The sequence below is a fragment of the Micromonospora sp. NPDC005174 genome (assembly GCF_040608495.1).
Taxonomy (GTDB): domain Bacteria; phylum Actinomycetota; class Actinomycetes; order Mycobacteriales; family Micromonosporaceae; genus Micromonospora.
Window position 1 is genome coordinate 48,072 of the sequence record NZ_JBEXIJ010000012.1, and the last position, 15,120, is coordinate 63,191.

11 protein-coding genes are annotated in these 15,120 nt (G+C 71.7%); 6 read left to right on the top strand and 5 right to left on the bottom strand.

Features of this window, described 5'->3' with window-relative positions:
* Positions 1 to 108: 108 nt before the first annotated feature.
* Entirely contained in the window at positions 109 to 2,178 is a 2,070-nt protein-coding gene (locus ABZU91_RS15725) for a phosphocholine-specific phospholipase C (RefSeq protein WP_355239977.1), read from the bottom strand.
* A 117-nt stretch (positions 2,179 to 2,295) separates the two neighbouring features.
* On the opposite strand from ABZU91_RS15725, the gene ABZU91_RS15730 reads away from it, so the two are divergent.
* Together ABZU91_RS15730 and ABZU91_RS15735 are read left to right on the top strand one after the other, a co-directional pair.
* A complete protein-coding gene (locus ABZU91_RS15730) occupies positions 2,296 to 3,309 on the top strand; it encodes an SEC-C metal-binding domain-containing protein (RefSeq protein WP_355239980.1) in 1,014 nt (337 codons plus the stop codon).
* Positions 3,310 to 3,380: 71 nt separating this feature from the next.
* Positions 3,381 to 3,866, top strand: a complete 486-nt coding sequence (locus ABZU91_RS15735; protein ID WP_355239983.1) for a DUF2231 domain-containing protein — start codon at positions 3,381 to 3,383, stop codon at positions 3,864 to 3,866.
* 54 nt (positions 3,867 to 3,920) lie between these two features.
* On the opposite strand, the gene ABZU91_RS15740 is transcribed toward ABZU91_RS15735, so the two are convergent.
* The gene (locus ABZU91_RS15740; protein WP_355239985.1) at positions 3,921 to 7,271 is read right to left on the bottom strand and encodes a S8 family serine peptidase; all 3,351 of its coding nucleotides are present in this window, start codon (positions 7,269 to 7,271) and stop codon (positions 3,921 to 3,923) included.
* Between the two features lie 318 nt (positions 7,272 to 7,589).
* Here ABZU91_RS15740 and ABZU91_RS15745 point away from each other — a divergent pair, with 318 nt between their 5' ends.
* The 3 genes from ABZU91_RS15745 (at position 7,590) to ABZU91_RS15755 (ending at position 11,563) form a co-directional block, all read left to right on the top strand.
* The gene (locus ABZU91_RS15745; protein WP_355239988.1) at positions 7,590 to 9,473 is read left to right on the top strand and encodes a Xaa-Pro dipeptidyl-peptidase; all 1,884 of its coding nucleotides are present in this window, start codon (positions 7,590 to 7,592) and stop codon (positions 9,471 to 9,473) included.
* 380 nt (positions 9,474 to 9,853) lie between these two features.
* Positions 9,854 to 10,741: a DUF1996 domain-containing protein gene (locus ABZU91_RS15750; protein WP_355239990.1), complete on the top strand. Its 888-nt coding sequence runs from the start codon at positions 9,854 to 9,856 to the stop codon at positions 10,739 to 10,741.
* 78 nt (positions 10,742 to 10,819) lie between these two features.
* Positions 10,820 to 11,563, top strand: a complete 744-nt coding sequence (locus ABZU91_RS15755; RefSeq protein WP_355239993.1) for a DUF305 domain-containing protein — start codon at positions 10,820 to 10,822, stop codon at positions 11,561 to 11,563.
* Here ABZU91_RS15755 and ABZU91_RS15760 read toward each other — a convergent pair.
* A complete protein-coding gene (locus ABZU91_RS15760) occupies positions 11,449 to 12,186 on the bottom strand; it encodes an alpha/beta fold hydrolase (RefSeq protein ID WP_355239995.1) in 738 nt (245 codons plus the stop codon). The genes ABZU91_RS15755 and ABZU91_RS15760 overlap by 115 nt on opposite strands.
* Positions 12,183 to 12,812: a TetR/AcrR family transcriptional regulator gene (locus tag ABZU91_RS15765; protein WP_355239998.1), complete on the bottom strand. Its 630-nt coding sequence runs from the start codon at positions 12,810 to 12,812 to the stop codon at positions 12,183 to 12,185. The genes ABZU91_RS15760 and ABZU91_RS15765 overlap by 4 nt, the downstream gene beginning before the upstream one ends.
* A gap of 108 nt (positions 12,813 to 12,920) precedes the next feature.
* On the opposite strand from ABZU91_RS15765, the gene ABZU91_RS15770 reads away from it, so the two are divergent.
* Complete coding sequence (locus ABZU91_RS15770; protein ID WP_355240001.1) at positions 12,921 to 14,030, top strand: aldo/keto reductase; 1,110 nt, start codon at positions 12,921 to 12,923, stop codon at positions 14,028 to 14,030.
* A 56-nt stretch (positions 14,031 to 14,086) separates the two neighbouring features.
* Here the strand turns inward: ABZU91_RS15770 and ABZU91_RS15775 are convergent, their stop codons facing one another.
* Positions 14,087 to 15,058 (bottom strand): alpha/beta hydrolase, encoded by a 972-nt coding sequence (locus ABZU91_RS15775; protein WP_355240004.1) that lies wholly within the window; start codon positions 15,056 to 15,058, stop codon positions 14,087 to 14,089.
* Positions 15,059 to 15,120: the final 62 nt, after the last annotated feature.

Sequence of the window (15,120 nt, forward strand, 5' to 3'; positions counted from 1 at the left end):
CTCCCCTGCGCCGATCTTGCACTTTCGGTGGCGACATCTGAGGCGTCACAGCCCAAATCGACAACCGAAAGTGCAAGATCGGCGGGGTCAGGGTCGGGGGTCGGGGGTTCAGGCCAGGCCGCCGAGGGTCGGGTCGCTGATGCTGTCCTTGCCGTTCTCGACGTGGCCGGCGCAGCGGTACGCGAAGTCGGCGTCACCCGCGACGGCGACCGTCAGGTCGTACCAGCCGTGGGTGCGGGCCAGCGGCCAGGTGGCGCGCTCGGTGCGACCGGGGCGCAGCGACAGCGTGACGGGCCGGGAGTGGTACCCGTCCCGGACGGTCACCTCGACGCGCTTCGGCCCACGGTTGGTCAGCGCGAGCCCCATCTTGTCGCCCCGCTCGTCGAGGGAGGGCGTGATGTCGAGATCCGACCGGCCGCCGGCGAACCGCCGGAAGAAGCCGTTGGGCCCGTGCACCGACAGGTCGTACCCGGAGGAGGTTTTCCAGGTGTCGGCCAGGCGCTTGCCCGGCTCGACGGTGTAGCTGCGCGGCGCGGCCGTGCTGCCGCCCTCGCGGACCTGGAGGACCGCGGTGGCCCCGCCGGTGTTGCGGAACTCCATCCGGAACTCCCCGTCGCCCCGCCGTCCGTCGGCGTGCAGGGCGTACGGGATCGCCCGCGCCGGGCGTACGCCGCGCTCCTGCTTCGGCAGCCGTTGATCGACCGGCGGCACGGGCACCTCGTCGGGGTGCCGGACCAGGTCGGCGGGCTTGAAGTCGTCGGTGTCCGGCAGCTTGACGTCGTGCGACCGGTTCGGGTGCCGGAAGTCGAAGGCCGTGGTCAGGTCACCGACGACGGCGCGCCGCCAGGGGGTGATGTTCTTCTCGACCAGGTCCGGCCGGCCGTGCCCGAACCGCGTCTCCAGGAACTTGATCAGCGAGGTGTGGTCGAAGACCTGCGAGTTGACGTAGCCGCCGCGGGTCCACGGCGAGACGATGATCATTGGTACGCGGATGCCGAGGCCGTACGGGCCGGCCGGGTGGTCCGCGTCGCCGGGGAAGATCTCGTTGGTGGTCGGCACGGTCGACTGCCCGTGCTCGCGCGTCTGTGGCGGCGTCGGCGGGACCACGTGGTCGAAGAAGCCGCCCTCCTCGTCGTACGTGATGAACAGCGCCATCTTGCTCCACACCTCGGGGTTCGCGGCGAGGATGTCGATGACCTGCGAGATGTACCAGGAGCCGTAGGCCGGCTCCCAGTTCGGGTGCTCGGTGTACGCCTCCGGCGCGGTGATCCAGGAGACCTGCGGCAGGCGTCCCGCCTCGACGTCGGCCCGGAAGTCGGCCAGCAGCGCCTTCGGGTCGCGGCCCTGGGTGCGGATCTCGGTGCCGGTCTTGGCCCGGTCCGCCAGCGGGGAGCCGGGCTGCGCGTTCTGGTACTGGTCGAAGTAGAGCAGCGAGTTGTCGCCGTAGTTGCCGATGTACGGGTCGTTCGTCCAACCCCAGGAGCCGGCGGCGTTCAGGCCGGTGCCGACGTCCTGGTAGATCTTCCAGGAGATGCCGTTGCGCTCCAGCCGCTCCGGGTACGTCGACCAGTCGTAGCCGGCCTCGGCGTTGGTGATGACCGGGCCGCCGCCCTTGCCGTCGTTGCCGACCCAGCCGCTCCACATGTGGTAGCGGTTCGGGTCGGTCGGCCCCATCAGCGAGCAGTGGTAGCTGTCGCAGACGGTGAACGCGTCGGCCAGCGCGTAGTGGTAGGGCAGGTCCTGCCGGGTGTGGTACGTCATCGACGTGACGCCCTTGTTCGGCACCCACCCGTCGAAGCGGCCGTCGTTCCAGGCGGCGTGCCCGTCGTTCCAGCCGTGCGGAGGGTCCGGCAGGAAGGTCTGGCCAAGGTCCTTCACCTCGGGACGGAACGGCAGCAGCTCGTCGGCGCCGTCGGGCTGGTGCCACACGTCCCTACCCGACGGCAGTGTCGCCGGATGGGGGTCACCGAAACCGCGTACGCCGCGCATCGTGCCGAAGTAGTGGTCGAAGGAGCGGTTCTCCTGCATCAGGATGATCACGTGCTCGACGTCGTTGATCGAGCCGGTCCGGTTGTTCGCCGGGATGGCGAGCGCCTTGCTGAGGTCCAGCGGGAGCGCCGCGCCGATCGCGGGAACTCCCATCGCCTTGAGAAACGTACGCCGATCCACCGTGCCCATAACTCCGCCTTTGTGTGCTCTGATCGAGAAACTGGCGACCGGACGCTATCGAGGGCGGGTTGACGGCAGATGACCATAATTGGGCCGGACGGGAGCCCTCCGACGTACCGTGAGATCGTGCCGACGAGAGACGTACTCACCAAGGCTGACCTCGCCGAACTACGCCGCACGGCCCTCGGGACGGCCGACCCGCTCGGTGTCGCGGCCGATCTCGCCGAGGCGGTCGAGCAGGGCCGGTTGGAAGACCCGGACGACGCCGGTGACGCGCTGACCCTGGCCGCCGAGATCGCCCGGATCAGGGCCAGGACCGAGGCCGCCCTGCGGTACGCGGACCAGGCGCTGGCGGCGTACCCCTCGGCGGACGATCCCCGCGCGGGTGTTGCCCGCGCGCTGCGGGCCCGGGTCATGTTCCAGGCCGGCGGCCGTGACGACGAGGCGGTGGCGGAGCTGACCGCGCTGCGTCCGCTGCTGCTCACGCAGCCCGACGTGCCCGCGTACCTGAGCGCGGCGCTGGACGCCGCCGGTCGGTCGGCGACCGCCGAGACGTGGCTCAGCGAGGCCGTCGACACGCTGCTCGGCGAGCGCGACACCACCGCCGATCCGGAGGTCGGTCCGCCGGACGCGCCCGGCGTGCTGTTCTTCCTGCTGCAACAGCGCCACCGGATACGACGGAACCTCAACCTGCCGCACGACCGGCAGGACGACCTGGCCGACCGGCTGGAGAACCAACTCGTCCGCCAGGCCTCGGAACGCCAGGGCGGCACGTCGGATCTGCTGCTCTGGCCCCGGGACGAGTTCGACCGTCTGCTCGCCGCGCATCCCGAGCTGATCGAGTTGTACGGGCCGGACTGGGACGCGCACCGGGCGCGGCTGGAGAAGGAGCTGGTACGGCTGACCGGCGCCGGCCGAACCGGTCTGGGCGTGTTCCGGGCGACCGTGGCCGGCCTGGACGTGTTCGCCCGTGGGCGCGACGGCGACCCGACCGACGCCGCGATCCGGGCCGGCTACGCGGCCGAGGTGTCGGCGCGGCCCGCCGCCCGGGTGCCCTGGCCGCCGGAGCGCAACGACGCGTGCTGGTGCGGATCGGGCCTGAAGTACAAGAAAGACTGCCTGCCACGGTCGCGAAGCTGAGCGGCGACTCCGCTACCGATAGCCTCCATGCCTGGATCACCGAGATCCGCCATGGCCGGAGGAGTCGCCGAATGTTCGAAGAGTTCCAGGGCATCCCCGCCCATCCGCTCGTGCTGCACGCCGCGGTCGTGTTCGTGCCGCTGCTGGCGCTGCTGGCGATCGCGTACGCGCTCGTCGCGCCGATCCGCCCGCACACGCGCTGGGTGCTGGGTCTGCTCGCGGTGGGCGCGCCGATCTGCGCGCTGCTGGCGAAGCTCACCGGGGACGCCTTCTTCGAGCGGTTGCGCTCGGCGAACCGGGTCACGCCGGAGTTCGTCCCCAAGCTGGAGGCGCACCAGGACTTCGGCGACATGACCCTGTACGCGGCGATCGCGCTGGGTGTCGTGGCGCTGGCCCTGGTCCGCTTCGTCCCGCCGCGCGCCACCGAGGGCGTACCCGCCAGTCGGGCGGTGACCGTGGCGTTGCAGGTGCTGACGGTGGTGGCCGCCGCCGTCGCCGTGTACTACGTGGTCCGCACCGGCGACTCGGGCGCGAAGGTGGTCTGGGAAGGTCAGTGACGTGCAGCGGGGGCGCGGTCCGACCGGAGTCGGGCCGCGCCCCCGCGATGACGGTCAGCCGGCGTGGTACGCCCGGATGACTGTCTGCTCGATGCCGCTCCCACCGTTCGCGGCGGCCTTCACCCGCAGCGAGACAGCCTGCCCGGAGGCGGCCTTCGGCAGGTCGAACCGGTAACTGTCACCGCTGCCGGTGACCCGGGACGGCTTCCAGGTGACGCCGTCGTCGGTCGAGGTCCAGACCTGCATCGACGTCACCTTCTGCGCCTTGACGCCGTGCGCCTGCCGGACGGCCAGCTCGGCGGTTCCGCCGACGGTGTGGTTGTCGTGGTCCATGGGCAGCGCGTAGTCGACCGCGAGCAGCGGCAACGGCACCCTCCCGGTCCCCTCCGGTCCGGCGGAACGGAACGACCACGACGTGGTGACCTTCGTGGAGATCGGCAGGATGAGGCTGGTGTCGACGTCCAGGGTCACCCGGTAGTCGGCCGCCGACTGCGGCACCGTGAAGTCGGCGACCGGCCGATCGCGTTCCTCGACCAGCTTGCCGTTGCGGTACAGCGACAGCGTGCGCTTCAGCCCGATGGCCTCGCCCTGGATGCAGTCGGCGCGCTGGTGCTGATCGGTCAGCGACACCATGTCGACGTGCAGGTTGCCCCGGGTCCGCGACGGCGGGCTGGCGCAGCTCCAGCCCTCACCGGCCGGGTCGTCGTACCAGTCGGAGTGCAGCGGCTGCCGCGCCCACACCTTGGACTGCCGGCTGCCCGGCAGGTACTGGCGCGGCGCCTCCAGGGCCGGCAGTCCGCCGTAGGCGCCCTGGTCGGCCCAGACGATCTCCGGCGAGAGGTAGGACGTCCGGTTCGGTGGCATGGGACCCTCGTACGTCTGGGTCACCGGCACCCCGTCGGCAGTGTCGCCGACGCGGACCAGCCCGGTGTACATCTCCGGCGAGTCGGTCTGGTGGAACCGCTCGTCGAGGCGGGCCAGCCGGGCCTGCTCGGCCCTGGTCACCCGGAACGACGGGTCGGCCGGCACACCGGCGGCGTACTCGTGCACGATGTTGTACCGGTACGGCTTCGCGGTGCCGGCCGGCGCGTCCATGTTGACGGCTGCCCAGGTGCGGCGCGAACCGATGGTGGGCTTCGGGATCGCCACGCTGCGGACCGCCGCCGCCACCCCGAACCCGCTGATCTGGTGCCACCAGGGCAGGCCGTTCACCGCGGTCTGGAAGGTGGTGACGTCGGTCCGGGTGGTCTTGGTGGCCACCCCGTCGACGGTTGCCGTGACCGGCTTCGCCTGCGCGGGGTCGAGGGTCACGGTCCGGGCGCCGCGCACGTCCAGGTCACCGGCCGCGGTGAGGGCCATCTCCTCTACGTCGCTGTCCACGTAGTAGGCGACCGAAGCCCCCAGCACCGAGTATCGACCGGCCGGCACCCGCAGCGTGAAGGTCTCGCCGGGCGTGCCGCTGTCCCCGCCGTAGAACAGCAGCGGATCGGTGAGGTTGGCGACCATGAGGTTCACCCAGGTCTCCGCCCCGTCCCGTAGGCCGGGCATCGGCTTGGTGTGGACCGTCAGGTCGTAGCTGGGCTGCTCGACGTAGAAGCTCACCGGGGTGGTGGCGACCACGTTGCGGCCGGTGCGGGCGGTGACGGTGGCCAGGTAGAGGCCCGGCCGGTTGGCCAGCGCCGCACGGTTGATCCGCAGCGTCGCCGCCGCCGTCGCGCCCCGCTTGAGGGTCACCCGGTTCGTCGACAGCGACGCCGCGCCGCGCGGCACGGGCTGGCCGTCGTGGTTGACGATCGCCACGTCGAGGTCGAGAACCGTCGTGGCCGGGGTGGACGCGCCGGTCCAGCTCAGCTTCGTCTCGCTGGTCCCGGACTGCGGGTACGTGAACGTGCCGAGGTTGACCACCGGCTGGTCGCTGGTGGGGCCGCCGAGGGCACGGGCCGCGTTGAGGCGGCCGGCTCCGATGGCGTACGGGTCGATGCCGGTCAGCGGGTCGGACGCGCCGACGAGGGCGGCCTTGAGCTGTGTGCCCGTCCAGTCGGGGTGCCGCTGGGCGAGCAGCGCGGCGGCGCCGGCGACGTGCGGCGTCGCCATCGAGGTGCCGCTGAGCGACTCGTAGTACCTGTCGATCGGGTCCTGGAGGTTGGTGCCGGCGGCGCGGGCCGCGACGATGTCGACGCCGGGCGCGACGAGTTCCGGCTTGGCCGCGTGGTTGTTGATCAGCGGTCCTCGGCTGGAGAAGTCGGCGAGCTTGTCGTCACGGTCGACCGCGCCGACGGTGAGGGCGCTGGCCGCCGAGCCGGGCGAGGAGATCTGCGCGCCGCTGTTGCCGGCCGCGATGACGAACAGCGTGCCGGTCTGCCGGCTCAGGGCGTCGACGGCGAGCGAGAGCGGGTCGCTGCCGTCGTCGGCCTCGCCGCCGCCGAGGCTCATGTTGATCACGTCGGCCCGGGTGGACGCCCACTCCATGCCGGCGATAATGCCGGAGTCGGCACCGGAACCGTGGTCGTCGAGGACCTTGCCGATCACCAGCTTGGCGTCGGGCGCGACGCCACGACGCTGGCCGTGGGAGGCCGCGCCGGTGCCGGCGATGGTCGACGCGACGTGCGTACCGTGGCCGTTGTGGTCGACGGCGTCCCCGCCCTCGGTGGTGAAGTCGGCCCGCTCGGCGACCCGACCAGCCAGGTCCGGGTGGCTGTAGTCGGCGCCGGTGTCGAGCACCGCGACGCGGGCGCCCTCACCGGTGTAGCCGGCCTTCCAGGCGTCGGGCGCGTCGATCTGGGCCAGGTTACGGTCCAGGCCGGCGGGCTTCGCGCCGGCGGGCAGGGCGGTGGCCCGGACCTTGCGGTCGAGCCAGACCTTCTTCGCCCCGGCGAGCAGCGAGTTGGTCGCCAGCTTCGCGGTGGCCGGGCTCTTCTTGGGTACGTGTCCGGCCACCGCGCCGATGCTGGACAGCGTCCGCACGTCGCCGAGCGCGGCAACCCGGGCGGAGGCGGTGGCGGGCTGCACGATGACGGGCAGCTCGGTGGTGTTCTCGTCGTCGTACCCGTCGGCGATCAGCGCGGTGACGTCGAAGAGGTCGGGGTCGAGGACCGGGCCGATCTGGGACGCGACGCGGGCGGGGAGGACGTGCAGGTGACCGTCCGGGCCGCAGGTCTGCCGGATCACGGCGTTGGCGTCGGCCGGTCGGATCGTGGCCTGCGGGCATCCGGTGCCGGTGCTCCGCACGGTCACCACGTCGCCGGTCAGCAGGGTGACGGTGTGGGTCCTGCCGTCCGTGGAGGTGCGGGGTGTGTCGGTGCCGGCGATACCGCCGGGGCCGGCTGTGGCGGTGCCGCCGGGCACGGCGGTCAGCGCCGTGGCCGTCATGGCGACGGCCAGCAGCCAGCGTGTCTTCCTGAGCATGTCGCTCCTGTCTCATGTGGACAAATGGCGCCTCTTGGGCGACATTTGCAAGATCATAGGTCCGTATAGCGGATCTTCGGCAGGTCGCGGCGAGGGTTTTTTCGTCCGCCGTGACAACGTTTTCCGCCATGTGTCGACGGCCTACCCAGTTCGGTGTCGATTCGATTACGGCCCCTGTCCCGGGCCGGAAAACGGCCGATGCCGGCCACCCGAAGGGATCGACGCCGACGTCCACCCGCACCTAGCATGGCGACGAATGGATCTTCGCGATTGGCCCTGCCGAGACCCGGCAACCGGCCCGACCGAAGGGAGACGCGCATGCGTCGACCCCGCCATCTGGCACTTCTCAGCGTCGGCGTGTCCGGCGCACTGGTCCTGAGCGCGACACCGACACCGGCAGCCGCCCAGCCCACCGCACCCGCGCCCACCGGCATCGTGGTGGCCGACGGCATGACCCAACCGGTGTTCTCGCTCGCCGACGCCATCGAGGAGCGGGTGTACGTCCAGACCCCGGTGGACACCGACCACGACGGCCGCCCCGACCAGGTCGCCATCGACATCTCCCGACCCCGGGAGACCGCCACCGAGGGCTTCAAGGTGCCCGTCATCTTCGAGCACAGCCCGTACCGCAAGGGCACCTGGGGCGACGTGCCGTACCCGAGCGTGCTCGTCGACGAGCTGCCGCAGAACGGCCGGACCGACCACTCCGGGCGGCGGGCGCTCGACGCCGACGCCCAGCGCGCCCAGGCCAAGGCCAACCTGCCCGGCTCGCTGGACGACTACTACGTGCCGCGGGGGTACGCGGTGGTGCTCGGTCAGAGCGTCGGCACCGGCGACTCGGACGGCTGCCCGACAAGCGGCGACCAGGCCGAGACGCTCGGCACCAAGGCCGTCATCGACTGGCTCAACGGCCGGGCCAGGGGGTACGACGCCAACGGCGCCCCGGTGACCGCCGGCTGGACCACCGGCGCGGTGGGCATGACCGGCGTCTCCTACAACGGGACGCTGCCCAACCAGGTGGCCACCACCGGGGTCAAGGGCCTGAAGACCATCGTGCCGGTCTCGGCGATCAGCAGTTGGTACGACTACTACCGGGCCAACGGCCTGGTGGTCGCGCCCGGCACCTTCCAGGGCGAGGACCTCGACATCCTGGCCCAGTACACGGCCGGGCAGGCGCGCGCCGAGGGGCCCTGCGCCGACGAGCTCGCGCAGATCACCAGGGAACAGGACCGGATCACCGGCGACTACTCCACGTTCTGGCAGGACCGCGACTACCTCGACGCCCGTGACGTCCAGGCCAGCGTCTTCGTCGTGCACGGCCTCAACGACTGGAACGTCAAGACCGAGCACTTCGCCGGTTGGTGGGACGAGTTGGCCAAGCGCCACGTGCCGCGCAAGATCTGGCTGCACCAGGGTGGGCACGGCGGGCCGGGCAGCAGCGCCTCGGTGACCCTGCCGGACGGCCGCACCTGGACGTACAAGCAGACGGAGAACCGCTGGTTCGACTTCTGGCTGTGGAACGTGCGCAACGGCATCATGGACGAGCCGACCGCGGTGCTCCAGCGCGAGGACCGCGTCTACACCACGTACGCCAACTGGCCCGACCCGGCCGCGCGCGAGGTCGGGCTGCGGTTCGCCGCCACCGACGCCACCGCGCCCGGCACGCTCACCACGGGCAAGCCGCCGAAGGCACGTGTCGAGCAGAGTTTCGTCGACGAGGGACGGACGATCCACCCGGACACCCTGGTGGCCGACCCGGACACGGCCAGCGCCAACCGGCTCGCCTACCGCTCCCCCGCGCTCGCGCAGAGCGTCCGCATCTCGGGCCGACCGGAGATGCGGTTGCGGATGGCGATCGACAACAAGCCGGACGCCAACCTCACCGCGTACCTGGTCGACTACGGCCCGGCCGGGTCGACCGCCGCGCCGACAGTGGTGACGCGCGGCTGGATGGACCCGCAGAACCGCGTCAGCGCCGCGCGCACCGCGCCGGTCAAGCAGGGCAAGCTGTACGACTACCGGTGGACCATGGAGCCGAAGGACTACGTGTTCCCGGCGGGTCACCGGATCGGCGTGGTCGTCTTCTCCAGCGACCAGGAGTACACGCTGCTGCCGTTGGGGGGCACCGAGTTGCGGGTCGCCCCGAACGACAGCGAGCTGCGGCTGCCCGTGGTTGGCGGGCGGGGCGTACTCGGCTTCTGATCGGCTCCGTCAAGGGGTGGGGCGGTTCGACGACGCGTCGGGCCGCCCCACCCGGGTCTGTTCGGCTAACGGCTCTGTGGTGGCGGGCACACCCTCTAAAGCATCCTAGGAAGATAGCCCATCGCGGCTCCGGGCCCGGTGCCGCAGCCGGCCGGGCCCCCACCACGGGGCCCGGCCCTTGTGCTGTCGTCGTCATTTTTCCACCAACTGCGGCACGTATTGACAACTTTCGACATCAGGGTGAGGCTTGGACCGCAGAGAGCGCTCTCTCGCGCCGGCCCCACCGGGCCGCCACCAGTCTGGCCAGGGAATTACTCCGCTGTCTTCGGCGGCGGCACCGGAGTTGCCCCCTGACCCGTCCCCCGAACAGGAGTCACACGATGGACAGGGCCGCACCCCTCTCCCACCGCCGGCTACGCCTCACCGTGGCGATCGGCGCCCTGCTGACGCTCCTCGGCACGTACCTGGCCTGGACCACCGACCGGGCCGACGCCGCCCCGGTCGCCAACGTCATCCGGGTCGCCGAGTTCCCCGCCGACTGCACGTACAGTCACCGGCTGCCCGACGACCCGATCGTCTTTCCCGGGCTGCCCGGGGCCTCACACATGCACAGCTTCTTCGGCAGCAAGGCGACCAACGCCACCACCACCCTGCCCGACCTGGTGAAGTCGACCACCACCTGCAACCCGGCGGTGGACGTCTCGTCGTACTGGGTGCCGACCCTGTACCGCGACAACGTCGCGGTGGAACCGGCCATCGCCACCTTCTACTACCTCGGTGAGGGTGTGCGCTCCGACGTCGTCGCCAACACCCAACCGTTCCCGCAGGGCCTGCGACTCGTCGCCGGCAACGCGAAGGCCACCGGGCCGAACGACAGCATCGCCCGCTGGTCCTGCCTGCACGCCGGTCAGGTGCCACCGTCGAAGGACTTCGTCAACTGCCCGGCCGGCACCATGCTGGAGTCGTATCTGGACTTCCCGCAGTGCTGGAACGGCCGCGACCTGGACTCCGCGGACCACAAGAGCCACCTGGCGTACCCGGTGAACCAGGCCTGCCCGAGCACCCACCCGGTGCACGTGCCGAAGTTGCGGCAGGTGCTGCGATACCCGGTCAGCGGCGACCCGTCGCACTTCCGGCTCGCGTCCGGGCCGGGCTACACCATGCACGGCGACTTCTTCAACGCCTGGCCGACGGCGGAGATGGCCCGCCGGGTCCAGGACTGCATCCGTCCGGTCATCAAGTGCGGCCACGACGGTCGACCGGTCTGAGTCGTCGCACCCGGGAGGGGCGGTCCGGTGCTGCCGGGCCGCCCCCGCTTCTCGCACGCGGTTCCGGAAGGAGGAGGCATGCGCGCACACGTCACGCTGCTCGTGACGGCGATGCTCGTCGCCGGCTGCGCCGGCGGGCCGTCGAGCACCCCGGACGCCGCCGCGCCCACCACTCCCGCGCCGACGACGGCCACCCCGTCGGACAGCTCCTTCAGCCCGACCGACATCGCCTGGCTGCAACTGACGGCGGCGATGACGCAACGCCTGCAACCGGTCCTGGACCTGGTGCCGACCCGCACCACCGACCCGGCGTGGCGACGGCTGGCCGTCGAGGTGCAGGCCAGCAACCGGGCCGACCTGACCCGCTCCCTCGACCTGCTGGGCGAGGCCGGAGCGCCGACGACCAACCCGCACGAGGGTCACGACATGCCCGGCATGATCACCGCCGACGAGTTGGCCGCGCTGCGGTCGGCCACCGGGACGCCGTTCCAGCGACGGCTCGCCACGCACCTGCGGGCGCACCTCGCGCAGGCCGTCAAGATCGCTGCCGCTGAGCAGCGGGGCGGCGTCCAGCCGGAGACGACGGCACTGGCCGCAGCCGTCATCCGAGCCGGCGACGCCGACCTCGCCCGCCTCGACCAGCTCGACCGACCAGCAGGAACACGCCCGCCCGCCGGACCGTACGGTCCGGCCCCGGCGCCGCGCCCTCAGCTCACCAGCAGTCGGGCGATCGTCGCCGGCTCCGCGAGGTGCGGGAAGTGGCTACCGGCCAGCACGGTGACCTCGATCTCCGGCAGGGCTTCCGTCAGCCAGGCCAGGTAACGGGCCGGCGGCTCGGACGAGGTGACCCAGCGGTAGGGAATCCCCCGCTCGGCAATGGACCGCAGATCGCGGGACCGCTCGGCCGCGATGCCCTCGTCGGAGGAGTGCAGGACCTCGCCCCAGTAGCCCAGCAGGAGGTCCGGGCGGGGGTCGGTCGCGGTGGTGACGATCTCGCGCGCCTCTGCCGGCAACGACTCGATGCCCATGCCGGCCAGCATGCGGTCCCACACCTGTCGCCACTGCGGGCCGCGCAGCGTCGGCTCGGCCTGGCGTACGGCGACGCCGAACGGGCCGGGCAGCAGGATCTGGTCCAGGTTCACCACACCGCGCACCGGATAGCGCGCCGCGTAGGTCGTGGCGACCACCGCGCCCACCGAGTGCCCCACCACGACCGGCGTGGCGAGACCCGCCTCGGTCACCTGGTTGTGCACGACCTCGGCGACCTCGGCCATCCGGTAGGAGTCCCGCCGGGGCGCGTCGCCGTGCCCGGGCAGGTCGAGGGCGAGGATCTGGCGGTCCGGGTCGATCGCCGCGAGTTCGCGCCGCAGCGGGCCCCACTGTCGCCTGTCGTACGTCAGGCCGTGCACCAGGACCAGCGGTGCTCGGGTGTCGTCGTCGTTCACTGCCGTGCCTCTCTCGGGTTCCGGTCATCTCGGCGGCCTGCCCGCAGCGAGCCGATGGTCAGGTCCAGGGCGGCCTCCAGGTGGTCGACCTTCCCGGTGGAGAGCAGCAGCAGGACGCCGCCCTGGATGCCGGCCAGGAGTGCCGCGGCGGCGCGCTCGGCGTCCACCTCGGGGGCGATGTCACCCGTCGACTGCATGTGCCGGATGCCGTCGGTGATCTTGTCCTGCCAGCGCCACATCAGCCCGGTCACGATCGCCTGGGCCCCCGGCGCCCGTCGGCCCGTCTGACCGAGCAGGCCGTTGAGCGGGCACTTCACGCCCTGCGCGAGGTAGCGCTCGATGAGCCGGTCGCGCCACGCGTGCCAGGCCGGCCAGGACGTCAGGTTGCTGAGCATCGGCTCCTGGTCGATGAGCACCTGGTCGGCCTCGTGCTGGGCCACCGCGAGCAGCAGCCCCTCCTTGCCGTCGGGGAAGTAGTGGAAGAGTTGGCCCTTGCTGGTGCCGGTGTGGGCCATCACATCCTCCAGGCGTACCTCGTCGACGCCGTGCTCACGGATCTCGGCGGCGGCACCGGCGACGATCCGTGCCCGGGTCGCCTCGCCCTTGCGGGTCAACGCACGAGTCATGGCCCCACCATAGCCCGGCTTTGGACTTGCGGGTCCATTTTTGGCGAGCCAGGGTCGGTGACGCGCGGTCCGCTCCGGGCCCCGCACAGCGACCAGGAGGACGCGACGATGAACCAGTACCACCTGCTCGGAAGCTCCGGCCTGCGGGTGAGCCGACTCGCACTGGGCACCATGAACTTCGGCGTCGACGGCTTCCACGCCGCGTACGGCAAGACCGAGGAGGAGTCAGAGCCGATCTTCCGACAGTATCTGGAGGCGGGCGGGAACTTCGTCGACACGGCGGACTTCTACACCGCCGGCGAGAGCGAGAAGATCCTCGGCCGCCTGATCGACCGTGCCGGCGTGCGGGAACGGCTCGTCCTCACCACCAAGTTCACCTACAGCGTCGACCCGGGCGACCCGAACGCCAGCGGCAACGGTCGCAAGCACATCATGCGGGCCGTCGAGGCGTCGCTGCGCCGGCTCGGCACCGACTACATCGACCTGTACCTGCTGCACACCTGGGATCGGATCACGCCGGCCGAGGAGGTCGTACAGACCCTCGACGACCTGGTCCGGGCCGGCAAGATCCGGTATGCCGGGCTGTCCGACGTGCCGGCCTGGTACGCGGCCCGCGCACAGAGCTACGCCGAGGCGCACGCCCTGACGCCGATGATCAATATCCAGCTCCCGTACTCCCTGGTGGTGCGGCACATCGAGGCGGAGTTCACCGCGATGGCCCAGACCCTGGGCATGGGCATCACCGCGTTCAGCCCGATCGGCGGCGGCCTGCTCAGCGGCAAGTACCGCCGCAGCAGCGAGGGCCTCAGCGGGACGGGCCGGCTGACCACCCCCAACGCGGGAGGCCGGGGGATCAGCCCCGACGACTGGAAGGTCATCGAGGCCCTGGAGGAGGTCGCCGTCGACCTGGGTCGCCCGATGGCGCAGGTCGCGATCAACTGGGTGGTCACCCAACCGGCCGTCGGCTCGGTGATCATCGGGGCGAGCAGCGCCGAGCAGGTCGCCAGCAACTTCGGCGCGCTCGACTTCGAGATCCCGGCCGACGCCCGACGCCGCATCGACGAGGCCAGCGCTCCGAACCTCGGGCTGCCGTACGGCATGTTCACCCCGCAGTACCAGTCCTGGCTGGTGAGCCCGGGCCTCTCCATCGGCGACAAGCCGGCCGGCTACGCGCCGCCGATCGTCAACGCGCCGCCGGTCGTCAACGCGCCGCGGTAGCACCTGCCTGACGTGGTGTGCCGTAGCGGAGCGGCGCCTCTGCGGCACACCGTCGGTCAGCCGCCGACGGCAGCGTTGTCGGCCGTCGGTGCCGGCTCGCCCTCGTAGAGGTCGACGTAGAGCTGGAGTACGTCGGCGGCCCCGTCGCCGAGCGCGGTGAGGTCGAGGGTGTTGTGGCGGACGCCCAGCGACTCGGGCAGCGCGTACACCCGCAGGTCGATGCCGTTGGCCCGTGCGATGCGGCGCGGCACCCGCACCGCCGCGGTGGCGTCCACCACCGTGTCGAGCGGACTGATCGCCACCGCCGCGCTCAGCAGGCCGGTCCGTCGGGGACGGCGTGACAGCGACCGCACGATCGTCAGGTACCGCGTGACGGCCGCGAGGGAGTAGCCGCGCGCGGTGAGCCGATCGGGCAGGATGCGCCGCCCGTACAGCGTGATGAGTGGCCGGACCGCGAAGGCCGGCGCCTGTCCGGGGCCGAAGAACGGCGACAGCACCAGCAGCCGTCGCACGACGTCCCCACGGACCTGGGCCAGCCAGGTGGCCAGCACCGCGCCACCCGAGATGCCCACGACGCCCACCTCGTCCCCCAGGCCCGCTGCGACCGTGAGGGCCTGCGCGGCGTACGACGTCAGCTCGCCGGTCTCGATCCGGTGGTGACCCGGCCGATCGACCATGCCGTGGCGCGGCGCCCGCGGTATCCACACGTTGTAGCCCCGGGCGAAGAACACCTCGGCCAGCTCGTCGTGCTGCTCCGGCGCCATGGTGTAGCCGTGCAGCAGCAGGACGGCCCTGCCGGTACGCGCGCCGTGGCTCAGCAGGCGACTGCGCGACTCCGGCCGGACCTGCGCATCCGCGGCCTCCGCCGCCGTGATGCTCCGAGCGGCAGCGGTGGCGGCGTCGAAGTCGAGCGGTGACGCCGGTGCGAGCCGCAACTCCCGGCGCCCCAGCGGCCAGAGGTATAGCCCGCCGACCGCCGCCGCGACGAGCGCCGTCGCGCCGACGAGAAGGGCGATGAACTGCGGCATGGGCAGATCCTGGCAGGAGGTGACGTCGGGACGGCCGCGGGGGCGCGCCCCGGTGACCCGGG